The organism is Hymenobacter bucti (assembly GCF_042681145.1).
Classification (GTDB): Bacteria; Bacteroidota; Bacteroidia; order Cytophagales; family Hymenobacteraceae; genus Hymenobacter; species Hymenobacter bucti.
Genome location: NZ_JBHUFD010000006.1, coordinates 38,581 through 60,775 on the forward strand (window position 1 = coordinate 38,581; position 22,195 = coordinate 60,775).

At 61.9% G+C, this 22,195-nt stretch carries 17 protein-coding genes; 10 read left to right on the top strand and 7 right to left on the bottom strand.

Annotation, left to right across the window (positions count from 1 at the left end; all coding sequences use genetic code 11):
* Positions 1-54: 54 nt before the first annotated feature.
* The gene (locus ACFSDX_RS16670; RefSeq protein WP_382315554.1) at positions 55-1,938 is read left to right on the top strand and encodes a prolipoprotein diacylglyceryl transferase family protein; all 1,884 of its coding nucleotides are present in this window, start codon (positions 55-57) and stop codon (positions 1,936-1,938) included.
* Positions 1,939-2,010: 72 nt separating this feature from the next.
* On the opposite strand, the gene ACFSDX_RS16675 is transcribed toward ACFSDX_RS16670, so the two are convergent.
* The 5 genes from ACFSDX_RS16675 to ACFSDX_RS16695 all read right to left on the bottom strand — a co-directional run bounded on the left by ACFSDX_RS16675 (position 2,011) and on the right by ACFSDX_RS16695 (position 9,109).
* Positions 2,011-4,590 carry a type IA DNA topoisomerase gene (locus ACFSDX_RS16675; protein WP_382315556.1) on the bottom strand — a complete coding sequence of 860 codons (2,580 nt, stop codon included), beginning with the start codon at positions 4,588-4,590 and terminating at the stop codon, positions 2,011-2,013.
* 268 nt (positions 4,591-4,858) lie between these two features.
* Positions 4,859-5,317 (bottom strand): hypothetical protein, encoded by a 459-nt coding sequence (locus ACFSDX_RS16680; RefSeq protein ID WP_382315558.1) that lies wholly within the window; start codon positions 5,315-5,317, stop codon positions 4,859-4,861.
* Between the two features lie 91 nt (positions 5,318-5,408).
* Positions 5,409-6,326, bottom strand: a complete 918-nt coding sequence (locus tag ACFSDX_RS16685; protein ID WP_382315560.1) for an EamA family transporter — start codon at positions 6,324-6,326, stop codon at positions 5,409-5,411.
* A gap of 253 nt (positions 6,327-6,579) precedes the next feature.
* Positions 6,580-6,975, bottom strand: a complete 396-nt coding sequence (locus ACFSDX_RS16690; RefSeq protein ID WP_382315562.1) for a hypothetical protein — start codon at positions 6,973-6,975, stop codon at positions 6,580-6,582.
* 202 nt (positions 6,976-7,177) lie between these two features.
* Entirely contained in the window at positions 7,178-9,109 is a 1,932-nt protein-coding gene (locus ACFSDX_RS16695) for a TonB-dependent receptor plug domain-containing protein (protein ID WP_382315564.1), read from the bottom strand.
* 159 nt (positions 9,110-9,268) lie between these two features.
* Between ACFSDX_RS16695 and ACFSDX_RS16700 the strand changes: the two genes are divergently transcribed.
* The 8 genes from ACFSDX_RS16700 to ACFSDX_RS16735 all read left to right on the top strand — a co-directional run bounded on the left by ACFSDX_RS16700 (position 9,269) and on the right by ACFSDX_RS16735 (position 19,607).
* The gene (locus ACFSDX_RS16700) at positions 9,269-9,703 is read left to right on the top strand and encodes a hypothetical protein (protein WP_382315566.1); all 435 of its coding nucleotides are present in this window, start codon (positions 9,269-9,271) and stop codon (positions 9,701-9,703) included.
* A gap of 607 nt (positions 9,704-10,310) precedes the next feature.
* On the top strand, positions 10,311-11,987 hold the full coding sequence (locus ACFSDX_RS16705; RefSeq protein ID WP_382315567.1) for a glycoside hydrolase family 28 protein: 1,677 nt from the start codon (positions 10,311-10,313) through the stop codon (positions 11,985-11,987).
* A 128-nt stretch (positions 11,988-12,115) separates the two neighbouring features.
* The gene (locus ACFSDX_RS16710; RefSeq protein ID WP_382315569.1) at positions 12,116-14,026 is read left to right on the top strand and encodes a glycoside hydrolase family 88 protein; all 1,911 of its coding nucleotides are present in this window, start codon (positions 12,116-12,118) and stop codon (positions 14,024-14,026) included.
* An 83-nt stretch (positions 14,027-14,109) separates the two neighbouring features.
* Positions 14,110-15,798, top strand: a complete 1,689-nt coding sequence (locus tag ACFSDX_RS16715; RefSeq protein ID WP_382315571.1) for a sodium/sugar symporter — start codon at positions 14,110-14,112, stop codon at positions 15,796-15,798.
* Positions 15,799-15,878: 80 nt separating this feature from the next.
* A complete protein-coding gene (locus ACFSDX_RS16720) occupies positions 15,879-17,525 on the top strand; it encodes a glycoside hydrolase family 43 protein (RefSeq protein ID WP_382315572.1) in 1,647 nt (548 codons plus the stop codon).
* A 60-nt stretch (positions 17,526-17,585) separates the two neighbouring features.
* Positions 17,586-18,575 carry a pectinesterase family protein gene (locus ACFSDX_RS16725; RefSeq protein ID WP_382315573.1) on the top strand — a complete coding sequence of 330 codons (990 nt, stop codon included), beginning with the start codon at positions 17,586-17,588 and terminating at the stop codon, positions 18,573-18,575.
* Between the two features lie 7 nt (positions 18,576-18,582).
* Positions 18,583-18,711: a hypothetical protein gene (locus ACFSDX_RS16730; RefSeq protein WP_382315575.1), complete on the top strand. Its 129-nt coding sequence runs from the start codon at positions 18,583-18,585 to the stop codon at positions 18,709-18,711.
* Positions 18,702-19,607: a pectinesterase family protein gene (locus ACFSDX_RS16735; protein WP_382315577.1), complete on the top strand. Its 906-nt coding sequence runs from the start codon at positions 18,702-18,704 to the stop codon at positions 19,605-19,607. Before ACFSDX_RS16730 ends, ACFSDX_RS16735 begins: the two co-directional genes overlap by 10 nt.
* 81 nt (positions 19,608-19,688) lie before the next feature.
* On the opposite strand, the gene ACFSDX_RS16740 is transcribed toward ACFSDX_RS16735, so the two are convergent.
* Entirely contained in the window at positions 19,689-20,177 is a 489-nt protein-coding gene (locus tag ACFSDX_RS16740; RefSeq protein ID WP_382315578.1) for a DUF6843 domain-containing protein, read from the bottom strand.
* Between the two features lie 175 nt (positions 20,178-20,352).
* Here ACFSDX_RS16740 and ACFSDX_RS16745 point away from each other — a divergent pair, with 175 nt between their 5' ends.
* On the top strand, positions 20,353-20,853 hold the full coding sequence (locus tag ACFSDX_RS16745) for a hypothetical protein (RefSeq protein WP_382315580.1): 501 nt from the start codon (positions 20,353-20,355) through the stop codon (positions 20,851-20,853).
* A gap of 105 nt (positions 20,854-20,958) precedes the next feature.
* Here the strand turns inward: ACFSDX_RS16745 and ACFSDX_RS16750 are convergent, their stop codons facing one another.
* The gene (locus ACFSDX_RS16750) at positions 20,959-21,987 is read right to left on the bottom strand and encodes a LacI family DNA-binding transcriptional regulator (protein WP_382315582.1); all 1,029 of its coding nucleotides are present in this window, start codon (positions 21,985-21,987) and stop codon (positions 20,959-20,961) included.
* Between the last annotated feature and the right edge of the window lie 208 nt (positions 21,988-22,195).

Here is a 22,195-nt window from a genome sequence, read left to right on the forward strand (position 1 = left end):
TAGTAGCTTCGGCTACCCGCTTGCCACCCCGGCAGGATGGTTACCCACCGCGCCATGGCCCACGTTTACACCTTACCAAGCTCGCACGGGCACCCGTACTACGAGCTCAGCCAGCTAGCGGCCTTTGCGGTCTACGTGGCGCTGCTGCTGGCCCAGGGCCAGCGGCGCGGCTACCCCTGGCGCCAGTGGCTGCCGCTGGTAGCAACCTCGACCCTGGCGCTGATAGTAGGCTGCCAGCTGGTGGCCTTGGCGCCGAGCAACTGGCTAGGCTGGCTGCGGGGCGATGCGGCCCTGGTGGCCGCCGTGGCCGACGGGCCACGCTCCATCCTGGGCGGCGCTACGGCCAGTTTGCTAGCGGTAATGGCGGTGCGGCGGGCCCTAGGCTTCCGTGGGTGGGGCGTGCTCGATGCGTTTGGGGCGCCGCTGTGCTGGGCGCTGGCCGTGCAGTGCGTGGGCTGCCTACTGGTGGGTTGCTGCTGGGGCGAGGCTACCCTAGGCGCAAGCTGGGGGCTGGCCTACGGCCCCGGCACGCTGCCCTACGTGGTGCAGCAGGCGCGCGGGCTGTTGCCCCTGGGGGCGGCGCATTCGCTGCCGCTGGTGCCGGTGCAGCTAGTGGCGCTGCTGCTGTGCGCGGGCGCGGGGCTGGTGCTGCACGCGGTGCGGCGCCGGGCCGGGTGGCCGCCCGGCAGCCGCTACCTACTGGCGCTGGGCTTGCTGATGCTAACGCGCTTTACCATTGACTTTTGGCGCGACCCGGCCAGCGAGCCCCTAGGTGGCGTGGCACTCACGGTGGCGGGCTGCACCCTGCTAAGGGTGCAGTGGCTCATGCTGCTCGGGACTACGCTGGTACTGGGCGGCTGGGCCTGGCTGGTCCGGCAGCCGCGGGTGGCGCCCACCCCGCCAGCCTGGGCTGGGCCGGGGCAGCCGACACTGGTGGCACTCGGGCTGCTGGTGGCTAATACCCGGCTGGCGCCCAGCACACTCTCGGCCGCTGAAACGCTGCTGCTGCAAGCCCTTTTATTGGCGGTGCTGCTGGCCGAGGCCCGTGCCTGGCTAGTGGCCCTAGGGCAGCAACTGCCGCGCCTGGCGGGCTTGCCCCTGGGCGCCTTGCTAGCCGTAGCGCTGGTGGGCAGCACGGCGCAGGCCCCGGCGCCGCAGCAGCCGGTGACGTCTTCAGAGGATGCGCCTACCAAAACCATCACGCTCAGCGGCGGCGTGCTGGGCAATTACCACGAAGCGCAGGAGGATATTCTGGAGAGCAACCAAGGGTGCAGCGGCAGCCAGCCGCTGGTACTGCAGCAGCGCGTGCGCGCCGCGGGCGCCGAAGTGGCCATTACCACCGCTAGCTCGCCCACGCACAGCAGCACCTGGGGCGGCGGCATCTGGCTGGGCGAGCAGCAAGTGGCCATCCAAACGCTGCCCAATTCTACGCGCCGCTTTATCGCCAACGACACTACCATCCGCTACTTTATGAGCGATATTCACTTGTACAAGGAAGGGCATTTTGGCCACGATTGGCTTTCGGCTGGGGTGCGCCTAGGTGCGCACCTAGGCTCCCTAGGGTACTTCAGCTACTTCGATAGCGGCAATGCCCGCGGCACCACCTTCCTGATGCCCGAGCTCATGCTGAGCCTGGGCAACCCACGGTTGCTCTACGGGCAAGCGGACTTTTGCTACGGCGCTGAAAATACGCTCGGGGCCTACACCACCCGCATAAGCCTCGGCTCGGGCCTGGGGCAAACTGGGGGCAGCACCGTGCTAGCCGGCTACGCGCACTCGCCGCACTACCCCAGCCCGAGCCTCGCCTTTGTAAGCGCCAGTTTACGCCTACCCAGCGGCACCGGGCTGAGTGCCGTCAGCCTGGAGCCTTACTTCGCCACGGACTTTGCCAAGCATAATATCTTCAGCCTCAAAGCCAGCTACCGCCTAGGCAAATAGCACCAGGCGCAGGCTCTTGTACTCGTCAGGTAGGGTGCGGGGCCAGCCCCGCACCCTACCTGACGAGTACGATTAGCTAAATACCGGCACCACGCGCCCTTCATCGACCTTCAGCGCCGCGTCGTATTTCTTACCGGTTTTGGCCGAGAGAAAACCTTTGATAACGCCCGTTTCACCGCGGCGCAGCAGCTGGCGCAACTGGGTGTCGGTCAGCTTCTTGCCGCCCCACTCGAAGGGCACCCGAAACTGACAGTCTTCGCGGAAGCGTGAGCAGCCAAAGGCGCTGCTGCCCTTGAGCATGGTGCCGAGCTTGCACACGGGGCACGGAATCTGGCCGGGGTCGGTGGCGGTAGTAGGCTTGCTTTCGGCGGCGGGCACCAGTTCGGGTTGCAGCTTGGCATCGAGCGTGAGCGCCCCATCCAGCTTCTCGCCCGCGCCCGTCACGAAGCCCTTGATGAGCTGCGTGCGGCCCTTACTCAGCAAGGCTTTCACCTGCGAGTCGGTCAGCTTCTTACCCATGATTTCGGCTGGCAGCCGGAACTGGCAGCCTTCGCGGAAGCGGGCGCAGCCGAAGGCCGTTTTGCCCCGCAGGATGTGGCCGGTTTTGCAGGCCGGGCAGAGGCCGAGTGAAGAGTTAGGAGTTAAGAGTGAAGAATTATTCTTATCGGCCGGACTCGTTGAGGAAATGCTTTTTTTACTCGTCGCCGGTTCACTCTTCACTTTTAACTCTTCACTCTTAACTGATGAAACCGCCCGCCCGCTGCGGTCGGTTTTCACTTCCTGCACCATCTCGCGCACCAAGCCCTTCAGCTCTTCCAGGAACTGGTCAGAAGGTAATTCGTTGCGCTCAATCTGGCGCAATTTCTTCTCCCACTGCCCCGTCAGTTCTGCCGATTTCAGGGTCGGATTGCGGATTAAACCAATCAGCTCGACGCCGGTGGGGGTGGGCAGCAGGCGCTTTTTATCGCGCCGAATGTAATTGCGCTTGAACAGCGTTTCGATGATGGCGGCGCGGGTGCTGGGGCGGCCGATGCCGTTTTCCTTCATGGCCAGGCGCAGCTCGTCGTCGTCGATGTTGCGGCCGGCCGTTTCCATGCCGCGCAGCAGGCTGGCCTCGGTGTAGTCCTTGGGCGGCTGCGTCATCTTGCTTTCCAATCGCGGCTGGTGCGGGCCGCTCTCACCCTTCGTGAAGCTGGGGAGCAAGGTGCTCACCATGTCGTCGTTGTCTTCGGCGCCGGTGGCAGCCTTATCAGTAGCTGCGCCGGCCGGAGCGGCGGGCTTGGGCGCGGTCTGCTGGGCGGGGTCGCCGTAGATGACGCGCCAGCCGGGGCTCAGAATCTGGCGGCCGCGCACCCGAAACAGGAAGCCTGCCGCCTCGGCCAGCACGGTGGTGTTGCTCACCTCGCAGTCGGGGTAAAACGCGGCGATGAAGCGGCGTACGATGATGTCGTACACGCTGGTTTCCATGCCGCCGCTCGGCCGCCCGCTGCCCGTCGGGATAATGGCGTGGTGGTCGGTTACCTTGTTGTTATTAAATACCTTGGGCGTCTTCGGAATCTTCTTTTCCAGCAGCGGCCCGGTGAAATTCTCGTACCCAATACCGCGCAGGATGGCCGGAATTTTAGGGTACACGTCGTCGGGCAAGAACGTGGTATCGACCCTAGGGTAGCTCACGGCCTTCTTCTCGTACAGGGCCTGCACAATCTTGAGCGTGTCCTCGGCTGAGAGGCCCAACTGGTTGTTACACTGCACTTGCAGCGAGGTCAAATCGAAGAGCCGCGGCGGTGATTCGCGGCCCTTCTTAATCTCGACGCTCGTGACGGTGAGCGGCGCGGGCCGCACGGTTTCGAGGGCTTTGTTGGCCTCATCCTCCTTCACAAAATACCCTAGGGCTCGTAGGCGCGACTGCTCATCGGGCGCATCCTGGGCCTCCTTTTGCTCAGCTTCGGTGTTGATGCGAGTGAAAGTGGTATCGCGGTACTGCGTCTTCAATACCCAATAAGGCTCAGATTTGAAGTTGGCGATTTCGTGGTGGCGGGCCACCAGCAGCGCCAGCGTAGGCGTTTGCACCCGCCCGATGCTCAGCAGCTGCTTGTCCTGGTAGGTGGTGTATTTGAGGGTGAAAAGGCGCGTAGCATTCAGGCCCAGCAGCCAGTCGCCCACGGCACGGCTGCGCCCGGCCTGGTACAGGCTGTCGAACTCTTTGCCATCGCGCAGGTTGGTAAAACCCTGGCGAATAGCCTCTTCGGTGAGCGACGAAATCCACAAGCGCTTGACGGGCTTGCGGCATTTGGCTTCGTGAATCACCCAGCGCTGGATGACCTCGCCCTCCTGCCCGGCATCGCCGCAGTTGATGACTTCAGTGGCCGCGTCGAGCAGGCGCTTGATGGTGTTGAACTGCTTGACCACGCCGTCGTCGCGGCGCATGAGCTTAATGCCGAACTGGTCGGGTATCATGGGCAGGTCGTGCAGGTTCCAGCGCTTCCACTCGGGGCGGTAGTCGTCGGGCTCCTTTAGCTGGCAGAAGTGGCCGAAGGTCCACGTCACTTGGTAGCCGTTGCCCTCGTAGTAGCCATCCATGCGCCGGTCGGCCCCGATGACCTGGGCTATTTCGCGGGCTACACTGGGCTTTTCGGCAAGACAAACCTTCATCGCAGATTTAACGGATTTAACTGATTTCGCGGATACGCCCGCCTGTGGCGGGCTGACCTTTTTAACAAAAATACGGGGCGAAAAGGTCGGGCGGCGTTGGTGGCGTTGGGCTTTTCTGGAGTACCCCGGTCGCCGTTTGCAGGTTCTTGCACTAGGCCAGGCATTTCTGGCGGGGCCGGCTATCTACTCCATTTAGATTACTCAGGGCCCTTTCCACTAAAGCTGACCGTCTGCCTAGCTCTAGCCAACTTGTTTTCTGCGCGCTGGGCTATCGTGCAAGCGGCACGGGCTGAAAGTACTTTGGCTTCAGCTGCTCTCGCACGCTGCGGCGCAACTGATGCGCTTGAAAATCCTCGATGGCGTGTCGTTCCTGGCGCTTGCTGTAACGGGTATAATAAAGAGCCTCAGCACCCAAAACCGTTACCCCCAACGCCCCGGTAACGAGCGGCGCCAAGGTGTCACCTAACTTTTGCGTCTGCCCGTAGGTGGGCGTAGACGAGAAAACCTCATGGGCGAAAAGAGTGACCGCAAAAAGCCCGCCCGTGGCAAGTAACATCCGCGGCAGGGCGCGCCGTTTATGCTTATAAAAATTGTGCAGCGCCGCCACGGTATCAGGGGCTGCCGATTCGCTACCAACCAGCGGCAGCGGGGTAGCCGGCGCGGGGGCCTGTGCCCTCCCTAGCAATGTGGCTAGCAAAAAGAACCCAAGCAGTAGAAAGTGCCGCATCAGTAAAAAGAGTGGTTAGCAGGTAGGCACGCAAGTAGCACCGCCCTAGCGAATACTGCGCCACGCTGCTTGCTCGCCAAAAACAAACTCCCTACCCCACCTTTTTGGCGGGCGTGGTAATAAGCACCACCGAACCCACCACAATCACCGCGCCCACCAGCATCTGGGCGGTGAGCGCCTCGCCCAGCATCACCCAGCCCAGCAGCACGGCCACCACGGGGTTGACGTAGGCGTAGGTGGCCACGCGGGCCGCCGGGGCGTTTTTCATCAGCCAGCTATAGGCCGTGAAGGCCACCAGCGAGCCAAACACCACCAGGTAGCCGAAGCCCAGCCACGAGGCCCGCGACACTTGCCCTAGGTGCAGCCCACGCCCCTCGCCAATGAGCAGGCCCAGCAGCAGCAAGAGCAAGTCCCCGGCCAGCATCTGCATGCCCGCCGCCTGCGCAGCCGACCTAGGGCTGGGCGCCCGCAGCCCGTAGAGCGAGCCCGCCGCCCAGCAAAAAGCCGCCCCGATAACCGCGCCCGCGCTCAGCAGCAGCTGCGGTCCCGAGCCAGCGCCCAGCTGCTCGCCCACCAGCAAATACACGCCCCCAAAACCCAGTAGCAACCCCAGCAGCACCCGGCCGCCGGGCCTAGGCTGGCGCAGCCACAGCCAGCTCAGCAGCACTATCCAGAAGGGCTCGACGGCTACCAGCAGCGCGGCCAGGCTCGACGGAATGTAGCGCTCGGCCAGCACCACGCCGCCGTTGCCGCCCACCAGCAGCAGGGCGCCCACGATGAAGCTGGTGCGCCACTGCGCGCCGGTGGGCTTCTCATACTCGCCCGAAGCTCGCCCGATGGCCGACATCACCAGTCCCGCCAGCAGAAAGCGCGCGCCCGCCATCAACAGCGGCGGCAGCGTGGCAATGGCGTACTTCACCGCCAGGTAAGTAGAGCCCCAAACCAGGTACACCGCCGCGAAAGCCGCCAGCAACAGCAGGCGGCGAGGGGCTAAGGTGGGAGCAGGCATAAACGTAGGCTACAAAAGATTTCGGATTAATGCGCGCCGCCAAGACGTGTCCTGGCGCCTTTGCACGAGCCGAACTAATCAAGGATAAGCCGCCAGAAAGCGTCTTTACCCTGACCCGTGCAAGGCGAGGGCACCGTGCTTGCTACTGCCCTGCCCTACGCATTGTTTCACTACCCCTGTAGCGGCGCGGGTGCTTGGGGCTAGGTGCATCGGGCAGCCGTGGGCAGGCTGGGGCAAAAGCTACTGCGGCGAGCTAGCGGAAATAACGCGCTTTTAGGCGCCGCCGCAACGCCCTAGGTAGCTGATGCGCCTCAAAAGCAGCAACGGCCCGCTGCTCCCGCTTCTGGCTGAAGGCGTTGTAATATAGTAATTCGGCCCCCAGCACCGGAATACCTAGAAACAACACCGCCACGCGCTGCGAGATAATTGCCCCGGGTGAGCTGTCTGGAATGAGCCCGGCCCCCACGACTACGGCCGTGACGCCCACTACGTAGCTGCGCTTGCGGCGCTGCGACGCGAACAGTCGGTGCAGAGCCGCCACCGTATCCGTGTCGGCGGCCAGGGGCGCCGCCAGCGAGTCGGCAGGTGAAGCAGCACCTAGCGCCAGTGCTTGCGCGCAAACCGAGTGGCTGCCAGCCACCAGGAGCAAGAGTGCGAGAAGGAGCCTCAGCGTCTGAAACATAGGAACGAGCGCGTAAAGTATATTAATTACAATATTACTATGTTATCACCTGTCGCACCTAGATTTTCCTTGCTCAGCGTTAGCTCCTACATCTACCACCTACTAACCTAGGCTGAGTCGGTTATCACGCTCGCCTGCAAAGCACGGCGACCAGCCGATAAGCCTGCCCCTACCGTCGCAGCGCCACGCGCACGCCGGCCATGAGCCAGCGGGTGGGCATTTGGGCACCTAGGAGGTCAGCGTACTTGGCGTTGAACAGGTTTTGGGCCTGGCCCGTGAGCCAGAGGCGCTCGGGCAGCAGGGCCACGTCGAGGCGGGCGTTGAAGACGGCGTAGCTCGGCGTTAGGGTCTGGTTGATGGCGGCCGCCGCCTGGGCGTCGCGCTGCTTGTAGAGGCCGCTGAAGGTGAAGGTGCCGCGGCGGTGCGTAACGCTCACGGTGCCGGCCACCAGGTGCCGGGCCACGTTGGAGAGGTACTGCGATACCACGTCGCCCTCGGTACGCAGGTGCACGTAGGTGTAGCCCACCGAGCCGTCGAGGCGCAGGCCGGGCGTGAGCTGGGCGCGGGTGGTCGCCTCCGTTTCGAAACCCTGGGTGGTTACCGCAAACAGGTTTTGGGCCAGCCGGTAGGTCGCGTTTGGGTTGAGGTTGGTAAAGCCCGTGGCTTCTATCGCCTGGTTACCCGACTGGTTCACGTAGTCAATCAAGTTCTTACCATAGCGATTGAAATACGTGCCGCGCAGCGTCAGGGCTGGCGTGGGCTGGTAGTCGAGACCCGCTTCGTAGTTGATGGTGCGCTCGGCGGCCAGGCCAGGGTTGCCCACGTTGAAGCCCGAGGGCACGGTGCCGGGGCGAATGGCCGAGTTGTACTGCTCCGTAAAATTGGCCGCCCGGATGGCCTTGCCCACCGCCCCGCGCACGGTGAGGCGGTCGCCCAGCCGCTGGCTGGCGTTGAGCTGCGGCACCAGCTCGGCACCGTAGTTCTGGTCGTGGTCGAGGCGCAGCGCGGCCGTGATGTTCAGGCCGGGGCTCGGAGCCACCACCGCCACCGCGAAGGCGCCGGTGTGCCACACGGCGTGGTCGCCGCGGTCGTTGCTGCGCACGGCGCGGCGGTCGGCCTGGCCGCCTAGGGTAGCCCGCACCTTGGGTGAAAGCTGGAGCTGGTGCTGGCCCTGCACATTGAGGTAATGCATGAGGTGGTCGCTGGCCACCGAGGTCGGCGTGTACACGTAGAGGTCGGTGCTGGCGGTGCCCACCACTTGCAGCTCGGTGCGGGCGCGGGCGCTCCACTCGTAGCGCAGCTGGCCCTGGTACCAGTCGCGGGAGGTGGTTTCGCGGGCGCGGTCGCCGGCGTTGGTGGTGTAGAAATTCTGGGCGTCGAAGTCGCGTCGGTCGAAGCTGGCGCGGGCCGCGGCGCTCAGCTTATCGGTGATTTCGTAGGCCGCCGACAGCGAGTAAGTGTTCAGCTTTACATCATTGCGGCCGCCGCCCGGCAGGTCGCGCTGCTGGCCGCTGGCCGTGTTGTTGAGGATGCCGCCCGCCAGCCGCAGGCCCTTGTCCTGGCCATAGAAACCAACATTGGTGCTTTTCAGGCCATACTCGCCGGCCATAAAGGTGCCCGCCAACTCGGCGCCGTCGGGGCGGTGGGTGGCGGCGAAGGTCTTGGTGACGATGTTGATAAAGCCACCCACCGCGTCGGGTCCGTAGAGCGCCGCGCCCGGCCCGCGCACGATTTCAATCTGCTCAATCTCGCTGGGCGCAATGGGCAGGTAGCCCGCGAAGTGGCCGGTCAGCGGGTCGTTCAGGCGCATGCCATCCAGCAGCAGCAGCACTTGGTTGAAGGTGCTGCCGCGCAGCGTGATGTCGGCCTGGGCGCCCATGCTACCGCGGCTCTGCACCTCCAGGGCGGGCAAAAAGCGCAGCAAGTCGTCGAGCGAGGTCACGGGGTAGCGGCTCAGCGCGCTGCCGGGCACCACGGTCACGTAGCGGCCGGTTTGGCCCGCCAGCTGCCCTAGGCGGGTGGCGTACACGGTTACTTCCTGCAAGCGCTTGGTGGTGTCGGCAGGGGCGGCAAGCTGCTGGGCCTGAGCGGCCAAAGGCAAAATCAACGCAAAGCTTGCGGCAAGTGGTAAAATTCGGGGCATAAAGAGGACGTAAAAACGGCCGCAAAGGTAGCCTCACCCTGGCCCGGCGTGCACCCTACGCCGGATTACTTCGTATAAGCAAACCGGCGCCGTGGCCGTTTCCTGGCGCTTTTTTCCGTGGCCGACACCATTTTACATGCCCAGCCCTACGGGGCCCTGCTGCTCGCTCCCGAAGTGCCGTGCCTGATGGTGGCCTGGTACGGCTTCGCCAACAGCGAGCAATTTCGCGAACTCATGAACCGGGGCCTGGAGCTGTATCGGGCCGAAGCCCAGCGCACGCAGCCCCTAGGGTGGCTCGCCGACACCCGCGGCCACAGCGCCATCCGCACCGCCGACCAGCAGTGGCTGGCCGCCGACTGGAACCTGCGGGCCTATCAGCTCGGCATTCGGCACGTGAGTTTCGTGGTGCCCGAAAGCGTGATTGGCCAAATCACCGTGAACACGTCTTCCAGCAATGCGATGGCCAGCGCTGACCACCCCATTACGGCCAGCCAGCACCGCACCCTGGCCGAAGCTAAGACCAGGCTGCACGCCACCTTGCTGGGCCGGTAGCCCTCGCAAACCCTACCTAGGGGCCGTAGCAGCCCGCTCGCGGCTGAGCAAAATGCCCCCCCCAATAGCGCACCAGCGCCGAGTCGGCGGGGTAGTCTACGCCGCAGCCGGTAGGGTGCCGGCTGAGGTAGCCAGTAGCGTAATCATTTTTTCTATGACGTAGATGAGTAAAGGGCCGAGGCAAAAGTAGTTGTGTCCTCGTTCCGCTTTACCTCGCCGGTAGGCAACCTAGGGCCGGCTTTGGTTCCTGCTTGCCCGGTAGCAGCCAGCCTTACTTTTCCGGGCTGGCGGGAGCCCGGCGGCGGGTAGCTGTCTTTGTATCGTGCTACTTTTTGCGTTTTCAATCACCCTGGGTCCGGTTTGGCGGGCGGGCTTTGTCGTGGCTTCGGGGCCTTGCCCCCGGCTGGCAAGGGCCACCGATAACGTTACCGGCAACGATGCCGCAAATAAATAAGCCTCCGGGCTTGCACCGCCGTCGGCCGCCCGCTAGTATTCCTCGGTCAACTTCCGGCTGAGCTTACTAGTCCGGCCCGGAATTGTTTTACTTTGCGCTGCTCCCACCCCACCGCGCTGGCTTTTTACGAGGCCAGGCCGTTTCTCGTCGTTTATGAAGCACTTGCTGCTTGTTCCGGGTGCCTTGCTGGCGCTCGCCGCTGCTCGTCCCGTGGCTCCTACCCCTGCTGCCCTACCCACCACTGCCGCCGAGCTGCCCGCCGTGCGGCAAGCGCAGTTCAGGAAGGACACCTTCAGCCTGCGCCAGTACGGGGCCGTGGCCGATGGCCAAACCCTGAATACGGAGGCGTTTCAGAAAGCCATTACGGCCTGCGCCACCAAGGGCGGCGGCACGGTGCTGGTGCCGGCCGGGCTGTGGCTCACGGGCCCCATCGTGCTCCAAAACAACGTGAACCTGCACCTCGCCAACGGCGCGCTGGTGCAGTTCACGGCCGACCGTAGCAAGTACCCATTGGTGAAAACTACCTGGGAGGGCGAAGATGCCGTTCGCAGCCAGGCGCCCATCTCAGGCGTTGATTTACAGAATATTGCCATCACTGGCCGCGGTACGCTGGATGGCAACGGCGACGCCTGGCGGCCCGTTAAGAAGAGCAAACTCAACGAGACGGAGTGGAAAAAGCTGGTGGCCTCGGGCGGCGTACTCAACGATAAGAAGGACTACTGGTACCCCTCGGCCGCCTCTTTCAAAGGCAACCAGCTGGCCGCCGCCGGCACCCCGCGCAAGAGCATGAACCTCGGCGACTTCGACGACATTCGGGACTTTTTGCGGCCCAACATGCTCAGCCTCACGCGCTGCAAGCAGATTTTGCTTGAAGACTTCACCATCCAAAACTCGCCAGCCTGGACCATCCACCCGCTGCTGTGCGAGGACATCACGCTGCGCCGCGTGACGGCCAAAAACCCCTGGTACGGCCAGAACACCGATGCGCTCGACCTCGAGTCGTGCCGCAACGGCTTGGTCGAAAACTGCACCTTCGACGTGGGCGACGACGGCATCTGCATCAAGAGCGGCCGCGACGCCGAGGGCCGCAAGCGCGGCGTGCCCACCGAAAACTTTGTGTTTCGGGGCTGCAAGGTGTACCACGCCCACGGCGGCTTCGTGATTGGCTCCGAAATGTCGGGTGGCGCCCGCAACCTGTTCGTGAGCGACTGCTCCTTCCTAGGTACCGACGTGGGCCTGCGCTTCAAAACGGCCCGCGGCCGCGGCGGCGTGGTCGAGAACATCTACGTCGATGGCGTGGCCATGACGGACATTGCCGGGCAGGCCATCCTGTTTGATATGTACTACGCGGCCAAAGACCCCGTGCCACTGGCCGGCGAGTCGAGCGAGCCGCCGGTCATTGCGGCGCAGCCGCTGGGCGAAGGCACGCCGCAGTTCCGGGGCTTCTACATCAAGAACGTGGTGTGCAAGGGCGCCGAAACGGGCATCCTGGTACGCGGCCTGCCCGAAATGAGCATCAAAGACATTAGCCTCGAAAACATCACCCTGGAAAGCAAAAAGGGTATGCTGTGCCAGGAAGCTGAGAACATTCGCCTTAAAAACGTGACCCTACTCTCGACCGAAACCAAGCCGGTGCTCGAAGTCCAGAACAGCAAAAACATCAGCTTCGACAACCTACGCTACGCCAGCGGCGCCGACCTGCTGCTACGCGTGACCGGCGACCGCAGCCAGGACATCCGCCTCACGAATACCAATACCAAGCTGGCGAAGAAGGATGTGGAGCTGGGGCAGAAAGTAAGTAAGAAGACGGTAGTTGTAGCTACGCGGTAGCTGCTCCGACTACTCAACTAAGCCTGTCCTTGCGAGCGCAGCGAAGCAATCGTACCCAAACGGCTCGTTCTGATGCGATTGCTTCGCTGCGCTCGCAAGGACAGACGACTTTGAAGAACTATCAATCCATGAACTTTCCCACCCTCCTGCTCACCGCCGCCCTCGCCACTCCCCTGCTCGCCCAGGCCCAAACGCCGCCTATGTCGCAGCGCATGGCCGATGCGTTTATGACCCGGCAGCCCGACTCCATCGTGGTGGGCGACCGCAAAACGGCCCGCTGGGACTACGAGCAGGGCCTGATGGACCGGGCGCTGGAACGCGTGTGGCAGCGCACCGGCGACCCTCGGTACTTCACGTATATCAAGAAGAACATCGACCAGTTTGTGAATACGGACGGCAGCATCCGCACGTACAAGATGGACGAGTACAACCTCGACAACCTGGCCGTGGGCCACACCGTGCTGCTGCTGGCCCAGACCTCGGTGCCTGAGCAGGAGAAGTACCGCTTGGCCGCCGCCACGCTGCGCAAGCAGCTCGATGGGCAGCCGCGCACCAAGGCCGGCGGGTTTTGGCACAAGCAGCGCTACACCAACCAGATGTGGCTCGATGGCCTCTACATGGCCGAGCCCTTCTACGCCGAGTACAGCGCCCTCACCAACGACAGCAAAGGCCTCGATGACGTGGCCCAGCAGTTCGCGCTGATTGAGAAAAACCTCGTGGACCCCAAAACCGGCCTGCTCTACCACGGCTACGATGAGAGCCGCGAGCAAAAGTGGGCCAACAAAACCACCGGCCAGTCGCCCCATTTCTGGGACCGCGGCATCGGCTGGTACGCCATGGCGCTCGTGGACGTGCTCGACTACCTGCCCGCCGGCAACCCGCACCGCGCCGAGCTCATCAAAGATATTCAGCGCCTGGCCCCCGCGCTGGCCAAGCACCAGGATGCCAAAACCGGCACTTGGAGCCTCGTAATGGGCCAGGAAGGCCGCAAGGGCAACTACGCCGAAGCCTCGGGCTCCAGCATGTTTGTGTACGCCCTGGCCAAAGGCGCCCGCCTAGGGTACCTCGATAAGAAATACGCGGCCGTAGCCAAGAAGGGCTACGACGGCTTGGTGAAGAGCTTCGTGGCAACTGAGAACGGCGCGCTGGCTCTAAACGGCACCGTGAGCGTGGGCGGCCTAGGGGGCTCGCCCTACCGCGATGGCACCTACGAGTACTATCTCAGCGAGCCGCTGCGCAAAAACGACCTCAAAGGCGTAGGGCCGTTCATCCTGGCGAGCGTAGAAATGGAGATTACGGCGGAGAACGCCGTGGGCCAGGGCCAAACCGTGGGATTGGATTATTACTTCAACCACGAGCTGCGCAAGAATGCCTTCACGGGCCAGCCTGAGCAGTGGCACTACACCTGGGAAGAACGCACGCACGGCGGCTTCTGGCTGTGGGGCAACCAGTTGCGCGAGCTGGGCGCCAAAACGGTGGCCGTGCCCGGCGCCCCCACCGCGGCGTCGCTCAAAGGCCTGAATGTCTACATCATCGTGGACCCTGATTCCAAAAAGGAATCGCCGAGCCCGCACTACGTGCAGCCGGCCGACAGCAAGGCCATTACCGACTGGGTAAAAGCCGGGGGCTCCTTGGTGCTGCTGGCCAACGACACGGCTAACTGCGAAATTCGCCACTTCAATGAGCTGGCCCGCAATTTCGGGGTGCAGTTCACCGATAAGAGCATCAACATGGTGCAGGGCAGCCAGTTCGAGCAGGGCCGCGTGGACCTTACCGGCGGCAAACCAGTATTTGCGCAGGCCAAAACGGCGTACGTCAAAGAATTAGCGGTGTTGAGCTTACAAGCGCCCGCCCGGCCGCTGGTGAGCAATGCCGCGGGTCAAGTCATTATGGCGACGGCGACCCTAGGCAAGGGCAAAGTCTTCGTGCTCGGCGACCCGTGGCTGTACAACGAGTACACCGACGGCCGCAAAATACCGGCCGTATATGAAAATTTTCAGGCTGGCAAGGACTTGGGCCGCTGGCTACTGGCAAAATAAAACCTGCCGATAGGTGGCCGGACTGCGGCGCAGCGCTACTTTCGCTGTCAAACCTGCCATTCCAAGCCTTTTAGTTTCCCACCTTGAACAAGCTCGCTACCCTCGACTACGTCGTCTTTTTCGTCTACTTTTTGATAGTAGCCGGCTACGGCATCTGGATTTACAACCGCAAAACCGGCCACGACGGCACGGCCGAAGGCGATTCGAAAGACTACTTCCTCGCCGAGGGGTCCTTGACGTGGTGGGCCATCGGCTCGTCGCTCATCGCCTCCAACATCTCGGCCGAACAGTTTGTGGGCATGGCCGGCTCGGGCTTTAAAATCGGCCTCGCCATTTCGGCCTACGAGTGGATGGCGTCGGTCACGCTCATCATCGTGGCCACGTTCTTCATCCCGGTATATCTGAAGAATAAAATCTTCACTATGCCGCAGTTCCTGCACCAGCGCTACAACGGCACGGTGGCCATGATTATGGCTATTTTCTGGCTGGCGCTGTACATAGTCGTGAACCTGACCTCGATTCTGTACCTAGGGGCCATTGCCGTGAGCAGCGTCTCGGGCCTCAACCTGACGTTTTGCATGTACGCGCTGGCCATTGCCGCCGTCATCATCACGCTGGGCGGCATGAAGGTTATCGGCTTCACCGACGTTATTCAGGTGTTCTTCCTCATCCTGGGCGGCCTGGCTACTACCTACCTGGCCCTCAACCTCGTATCGGAGCACTTCGGCACCACGGGCGTCGTCAACGGCTTTAACATCCTGATGGGCGAGGCCAACAATCACTTCCATATGATTGTGAAGAAGGACGACCCCAACTACATCGACCTGCCCGGCCTGACGGTGCTACTCGGCGGCCTCTGGATTGTGAATCTCAACTACTGGGGTTGCAACCAGTACATCACGCAGCGCGCCCTCGGCGCCGACCTGCCCACCGCCCGCGGTGGCTTGCTCTTCGCGGCGTTTTTGAAAATGCTGATGCCCGTAATCGTGGTGCTGCCCGGCATCGCGGCCTACGTGCTATACAAGGAAAACGTGTTTGGTGCCACTGAATTTGGCTCGGGTGCCGACCTCAACCCCGACCGCGCTTACCCGGTGCTGCTCAACATCTTGCCCGTGGGCTTGAAAGGCCTGTCGTTTGCGGCCCTCACCGCCGCCGTGGTAGCCTCGTTGGCCGGCAAAGCCAACTCGATTGCGACCATCTTCACGCTCGACGTGTACAAGAAGGTACTGAACGTGAACGCTTCGGAGAAGAAGATGGTGGCCGTGGGCAAAATCTCGGTGGTCGTGGCCATGCTGCTCGGTATCCTCATCGCACCGCACCTAGGTATCGATAAGAAGGGTGGCTTCCAGTTCATCCAAGAATACACGGGCTTCGTGTCGCCGGGCATTTTTGCCATGTTCATCTTAGGCTTCTTCTGGAAGAAAACCACGTCGGGCGCCGCGCTTTTCGCCACCATCGGCGGCTTCCTGTTCTCAATTGTGCTCAAGTTCCTGCCCGGTGTTATGGACCTCTCGTTCCTGGCGCCGCTCGGCTTCGCCGTGAAGCCTGAGGGCTCGAACATCTACGAGATTCCGTTCCTCGACCGCATGGGCTTCGTGTTCGTGTTCTGCATCGTGGGCATGGTGCTCATCAGCCTCATCCAGGGCAAGGGCCAAGCCAGCCCCAAGGGCCTCGAAATCGACTCGAGCATGTTCCGCCCCAACCGCAGCTTTGCCATTGGCTCGGCTATCGTGCTGGCTATTATCACGACGCTTTACATTACTTTCTGGTAAGCTCCGCGCGGCTCCGGGGCCCGGTAGGGCCTGGGGAAGCGCGGGCTCATCGGCCTCGCTTTTCCACCCTACCCCTTGCCATGCCGCGCATTGCTAATACTTCGTTGTTGACACTTTTCGGGCTCTGCACCCTGGCTTTCGTGGCCAGGGCGCAGAGCCCGACTGTTTCCGGCCTGTCCCAGGTCTGGGTACCCGACCTAGGGAACGGGATGTACAAAAACCCGGTGCTCTACGCCGATTACTCCGACCCCGATGTGGTGCGGGTGGGCAACGACTACTACCTCACTTCGTCAAGCTTCAGCTCGGTGCCAGGCTTGCAGATTCTGCACTCCAAAGACCTGGTAAACTGGACGATAATTGGCACCGCGCTGCCCGTGCAGCTACCCCGCGCCCGCTACGACCAGCCGCAGCCCGGCAATGGTGTGTGGGCGCCCGCACTGCGCTTTCATAAGGGCGAGTTTTACCTCTACTACCCTGACCCCGACCTAGGTATCTTTGTGGTGAAGACTAAAAACCCGGCTGGCCCGTGGTCAACGCCCGTGTGCGTGAAGCAAGCCAAGGGCTGGATTGACCCCTGCCCGCTCTGGGATGAGGACGGCCGCGCCTACCTCGTGCACGCCTTTGCGGGCAGCCGGGCGGGCATCAAGAGCGTCATCCACGTCAGCGAAATGGCGCCCGACGGGTTGAGTTTGCTGGGTGAGGACAAGCTGGTTTTTGATGGGCACCAGAACCACCCGACCATCGAGGGGCCGAAGTTTTACAAGCGCCACGGCTACTACTACATATTCGCGCCGGGCGGCGGCGTGCCCACCGGCTGGCAGGTGGCGTTGCGCTCAAAAAATGTGTTCGGGCCTTACGAAGACAAGATTGTAATGGCCCAGGGCAAGTCGAAAACCAACGGCCCGCACCAAGGCGCGTGGGTCGATACGCCCGACGGCAAGCAAGACTGGTTTTTGCACTTTCAGGACCAGGAAGCCTACGGCCGGGTGGTGCATTTGCAGCCCATGAGCTGGCAAAACGACTGGCCCGTCATCGGCCTCGACCCCGACGGCGACGGCACCGGCGAGCCGGTGCACACCTATCGCAAGCCCGCCGTGCCGGGCAAAGCAGCCCTGGCCACGCCCGCGACTTCCGATGAGTTTGCGGCCAAAACCCTAGGCTTGCAGTGGCAATGGCAGGCCAATCCCCAGCCAGCCTGGTATTCGCTCACGGCCGCGTCGGGCAGCGTGCGCCTGGCCGCTGCGCCCCGCCCCACTGACTACCAGAACTTCTGGCAACAGCCCAGCCTGCTGCTGCAAAAGCTACCCGCTGAGTCGTTCACCGCCACCACCAAGCTCAGCTTTGCGCCCAAAGCCGAGGGCGAAAAAGCTGGCCTGGTGATGATGGGCATGGACTACGCCTACCTGGCCGCCACCTACCGCGGCGGCAAGCTAGAGCTGGCGCAAACCGTTTGCCTGAAAGCCGACAAGGGCGGGACCGAAACGGCTTCCGCTCCCGTGGCGGTGCCCGCCGGTCAGCCGCTGTACCTGCGGGTGGCGGTGCGGCCGGGGGCCAAGTGCCAGTTCAGCTACAGCCTCGATGGGCGACAGTTTACGCCCCTAGGTGCCGAGTTTCCGGCCCGCGAAGGCAAATGGGTCGGCGCCAAAATGGGCGTGTTCTGCCTCAGCCCCGGCCCGGCCACCACGGCTGGCTACGCCGACGTGGATTGGTGGCGCGTGGCGCCGTAGCCCTGGAATACGCCAGATGAGCATGACGACCGTGAATTAGTTATAATCAATAGAAAAGTCATGAAAATAAGCAATCTACGGCTAGCGCTGAGCTGGCTGCTACTTCTCGCCGGCCTTGCGCCAGCCCAGGCCGCCGCGCCGGCTGGCCCCGTCGGCACTTTCACGGTGGCGCAGGATGGGTCGGGCGACTTCCGCACGGTGCAGGAGGCCATCAACGCGGTGCCTGATTTGCGGAAGAAGGAAACGACCATTTTCATCAAAAAAGGCACCTACAAAGAGAAGCTGGTGCTGGCCGGCAGCAAGCAGCTGGTACGCCTGGTGGGCGAAGACCGGGATAAAACCATCCTGACCTACGACGACTACAACCAGAAGAAAAACCGCTTTGGCGAGGAGGTAGGCACCTCGGGCTCATCGAGCATCTACATCTACGGCACCGATTTTTCGGCTGAAAACCTGACGTTTCAAAACTCGGCCGGGCCGGTGGGGCAGGCCGTGGCCGTGTGGGTGGCCGGCGACCGCGCCAAGTTCAAGAACTGCCGTTTGCTGGGTTTTCAGGATACGCTTTACACTTTCGGGCCGGGCAGCCGGCAGTATTACAAGGACTGCTACATCGAGGGCACGGTCGATTTTATCTTCGGCGCGGGCACGGCGTGGTTCGAGGACTGCACCATTTTCTGCAAGCGCGGCGGCTTCGTCACGGCCGCTTCCACGCCCGACACGGCGCGCTACGGCTACGTATTCCGGCACTGCCGCATCACGGGTGACGCGCCCAAGGGCTCGTTTTTCCTAGGTCGGCCCTGGCGGCCCTACGCCAAGGTAGTGTACCTGGGCTGCGAGCTGGGCGCCCTCATCAAACCCGAGGGCTGGGATGAGTGGGGCAAGGAAACCAACAAGCAAACGGCCTACTACGCCGAGTACCAGTCTACTGGCCCCGGCGCCGCGCCCAAGAGCCGGGTAGCGTGGTCGCACCAACTCACGGCCGCCGAGGCCGAGCACTACACCCGCGCCAAGGTGCTGCGCGACTGGAATCCTGACCAACCCCAACCCTAGGTCCCGCATGAACTACTTACTCGGGGCGGCTACTCTGCTGCTGCCTTTTGCCACCCTAGGCCAAGCTACCCCTACCCCACCCAAACCCGCCGATGGCATGCCGCCCGCCCGGCCCCGCCGCCCCAGGTGCGGCTGATACGCGTGGCGCCGGACGGCTCGGGCGACTACCGCACCATTCAGGAGGCGGTGAACGCCTCGCGTGACTTGTCGCAAGTCACGGTCACCATTCAGATTAAAAACGGCACCTACCGCGAGAAAATCGTGGTGCCGTCGCACAAAACCCACGTGCGGCTGGTGGGCGAGAGCGCGGCGGGCACCATTATTACGGGTGGCGACCACACCGGCGATGCGGCCGGGCACGTCACCTACACCTCGCACACGGTGCTGGTGCAGGCCAACGACTTCACGGCCGAGAACATCACCTTCGAAAACTCGGCCGGGCCGGTGGGCCAGGCCGTGGCGCTGCACGTGGAGGGCGACCGCGCCACCTTCCGCCACTGCCGCATGCTGGGCAACCAGGACACGCTGTATCCGGCCGTCGAAAACAGCCGGCAGTACTACCAGGACTGCTACATAGAGGGCACCACGGATTTCATTTTCGGTACCGCCACGGCCGTATTTGAGAATTGTGAAATCCGCAGCAAGCGCAATTCCTACATTGCGCTTGCTGCGGCCACCACCGAGCGGCAGGCCTACGGCTTCGTGTTTCTCAACTGCCGCCTCACCGCCGACTCGGCGGCGCACAAAGTGTACCTAGGGCGGCCCTGGCGCCCCCATTCCAAAACCGTATACCTGCACTGCGACCTAGGCTCGCACATTTTGCCCCTGGGCTGGGACAACTGGCGCGACGCGGCCAACGAAAAAACGACCTACTACGCCGAGTACCAGTCCACTGGCCCCGGCGCTAACCCAGCGGCCCGCGCCCGGTGGTCGCACCAGCTCACGGCCAAGGAGGCCAAGCGCTATACCCTAGGGCGCATATTCGGGGGCGCGGCTCCGTGGGTGCCGCGCCCCCTGCTATCAACAGACTGAACCGGCGGTCAGCAAAAAGCTAAACAGAATATTTTACGTGTTGTAAACGGTCGTTTCCAACATGTAAAAACCTTTTATGCTTCATTTCTTACCCTTTAGCTCATCAGATACTTTGGAAATAGCAGCAATCTGTAGTTCATAAATAGAATCTACTGTTCGCAGGGGGCTGACTACAAGCGTTAGGTAGTGCGTTCGAGGCGTATTGCTATCGGTGACAGGTGCTACGCCACAACAAATAGTGTCGCTTGACAGCTTATCAGCGTCTGAAATCCTGTCTATAAACCGTAGTGTTTTTAGCGGATTATGGTGGACATCGATGTACCAGTATTCATCCGGAACATGCAAGCCAGGGTTAGGTGTAAACTGTGATTTGAGAATACCATTTGGCGGAACGCGATAGACTCGCCTCCCTTCGCTGTATTCTATAGGTGTTCCATCTGGTTGATTGAAAACGACAATAGCGTTACCAGTGAAGTGATTAGGTAGATAATAGAGGGCCTGCTCACCAGAATGATGGCAGCTGGTAAGCACTACAACGGACAGTAAGAAGAGCCGCGTCGAACGATTCATAAGTAGGATGTAGAGAGTATGTAACTTGCTAAAATGCTACTGCCTTCATACTGGTTGAGTAAGCTAAAACCGCACTTATTCCAAGTCGTGTCTGGTAAGACTTGTTATGTTAAGTGGCTTTTCCTGGAAAATCATACATTCGCTCTGACACACTCAACTATGAAAAGTCTTATCAATGCGCGGTACCGCTTCCTCTATCCCTAAAATTGAGCTAGTAGCCACGTTTTTACTCGTGGTTTTAGCCGGTTGCCAACAACTGCTGACGCCGGCTGTTGCGAGGCGCCCCTTACCGTCTGCATTACCTTATCAGGGAATGAGCCCCGTTCCTTTTTGCCAACTCCTGGCCCTTCGGAACCAGTTGGTCTATGTTCGGGGTAGCTACAGCGGGTTGGATGAATACTGGTCTTTCAATGCCATGGGTAAGCACTGTGAGAACTTCTTGCCAGTGGAACTGACCCTGTCAGAACAGGTAATAGCGCCCTTTCAAGCCCAGTTTAATACGGTGCGTAACAATTACATGAATCAGTATTTAGTCGTGGATGCTATTGGTCGTTACGAGGACGAAAAAGTTACTGGCTACGGGCACTTGGGGCACAATAAAGGGCAGTTTGTGGTGCAGCAGCTCGTACAGGTGCAGGTAGTAGCCGCCAAGGGTGAAAGAAGAGGCGTCAAGTAGAGGGTAGGAGTAGCAAATTCTCATCGGTTATCTGCTAGTGTCACAGCTTGCCGCGCTTGTCACGTTTCTTGAACCAACGCTTAGAAAACGTTATAAACTCCCATCCTAGGCCACTACTGGCAGCTGCGTCGACTCGCGTAGCTGCATCGTAGTCGGGATGGTAGTCGTCGTGATGGGCAGCGCTGGGCGCTGCTTGCGCTCGATGAGGTCGAGCAAGCGCTCGGCGGCGGCCTGGCCGATTTCCAGGGCCGGCTGTACCACGGTGCTCATCGAAGGCGACAGCAAATCGGCCACGTTGAGGTTGGTGAAGCCGATGAGCGACACCTCGTCGGGGATGTGGATGCGGCGCTGGCGCAACGCGGCTAGGCACCCTAGGGCCAGCCGGTCGCTGGCCGTGAAGAAGGCATCGGGCCGGGGCTGCAGGGCCAGCAGCTCATCCACCAGCGGCCCTACCTCGTCGGGGCCGAAAGTGCCGAAGCGCACCAGGCTTTCGTCGTAGGGCAGGCCGTTTTGCTCTAGCGCGGCGCGGTAGCCGGCCAGGCGCTCCTGCGTGATGCTGAGCCAGGGCTGAATGGTGAGGTGCGCAATGCGCCGCCGCCCGGTTTTGATGAGGTGCTCGGTGGCGGCGAAGGCGCCCCCAAAATTGTCGGCCACCACGCGGGGCGTGTTTACTTCGGCCGACACCCGGTCGAACTGCACGATGGGCGTGCCCTGCTGCTGCAATTCCTGCAAGTGCGTCACGTCGGAGGTTTCGCTGCTGAGCGAGATGAGCACGCCATCGACGCGGCGGGCCAGGGCCTGGCGCAGGTTGGCGATTTCGCGGGCGTAGGTTTCGTGGGTTTGGAAGATGAGCACGTCGTAGCCCCGGCGCTGAGCCACGTCCTCAATGCCATTGATAGCCTGCGAAAAGTAATAATTGGCAATCTGGGGCACGATGACCGCGATGGCCTTGCTGCTGCTGCCCTTCAGGCTGAGCGCAATAGGGTTGGGGCGGTAGTGCAAGCGGGCAGCGCACTCCATCACCACCCGCTTGGTTTCGGCATTTATCTCATAGCTGTCGCGCAGGGCCCGCGACACGGTCGAGACCGAGATATTCAGTTCGCGGGCAATGTCTTTGAGAGTGGCGGCTTCCAAGCTAAAATATGATTAAAATACAACTTCTGAGTTAAAAACCCCGCCTAGGGCCAGCGACTAAAGGTATCACTTAAATCGATGGCGCTAGCCGTGCGGGCTTTGCCCGGCCCGTTCTGGGGGGTTTGGGAACGTTACCGACAACGTTTGCGCAAATAAAAACGGTCCGGGTCTTCATTGGGCGGCCATCATTCGCTAAACTTCGAGACTA

What these genes read in the sequence shown, in the direction of transcription:
- ACFSDX_RS16670 (WP_382315554.1), top strand. Translation starts at nt 55, where the DNA reads ATGGCCCACGTTTACACCTTACCAAGCTCGCACGGGCACCCGTACTAC.
- ACFSDX_RS16675 (WP_382315556.1), bottom strand. Translation starts at nt 4,590, where the DNA reads ATGAAGGTTTGTCTTGCCGAAAAGCCCAGTGTAGCCCGCGAAATAGCC.
- ACFSDX_RS16680 (WP_382315558.1), bottom strand. Translation starts at nt 5,317, where the DNA reads ATGCGGCACTTTCTACTGCTTGGGTTCTTTTTGCTAGCCACATTGCTA.
- ACFSDX_RS16685 (WP_382315560.1), bottom strand. Translation starts at nt 6,326, where the DNA reads ATGCCTGCTCCCACCTTAGCCCCTCGCCGCCTGCTGTTGCTGGCGGCT.
- ACFSDX_RS16705 (WP_382315567.1), top strand. Translation starts at nt 10,311, where the DNA reads ATGAAGCACTTGCTGCTTGTTCCGGGTGCCTTGCTGGCGCTCGCCGCT.
- ACFSDX_RS16710 (WP_382315569.1), top strand. Translation starts at nt 12,116, where the DNA reads ATGAACTTTCCCACCCTCCTGCTCACCGCCGCCCTCGCCACTCCCCTG.
- ACFSDX_RS16720 (WP_382315572.1), top strand. Translation starts at nt 15,879, where the DNA reads ATGCCGCGCATTGCTAATACTTCGTTGTTGACACTTTTCGGGCTCTGC.
- ACFSDX_RS16725 (WP_382315573.1), top strand. Translation starts at nt 17,586, where the DNA reads ATGAAAATAAGCAATCTACGGCTAGCGCTGAGCTGGCTGCTACTTCTC.
- ACFSDX_RS16730 (WP_382315575.1), top strand. Translation starts at nt 18,583, where the DNA reads ATGAACTACTTACTCGGGGCGGCTACTCTGCTGCTGCCTTTTGCCACC.
- ACFSDX_RS16740 (WP_382315578.1), bottom strand. Translation starts at nt 20,177, where the DNA reads ATGAATCGTTCGACGCGGCTCTTCTTACTGTCCGTTGTAGTGCTTACC.
- ACFSDX_RS16745 (WP_382315580.1), top strand. Translation starts at nt 20,353, where the DNA reads ATGCGCGGTACCGCTTCCTCTATCCCTAAAATTGAGCTAGTAGCCACG.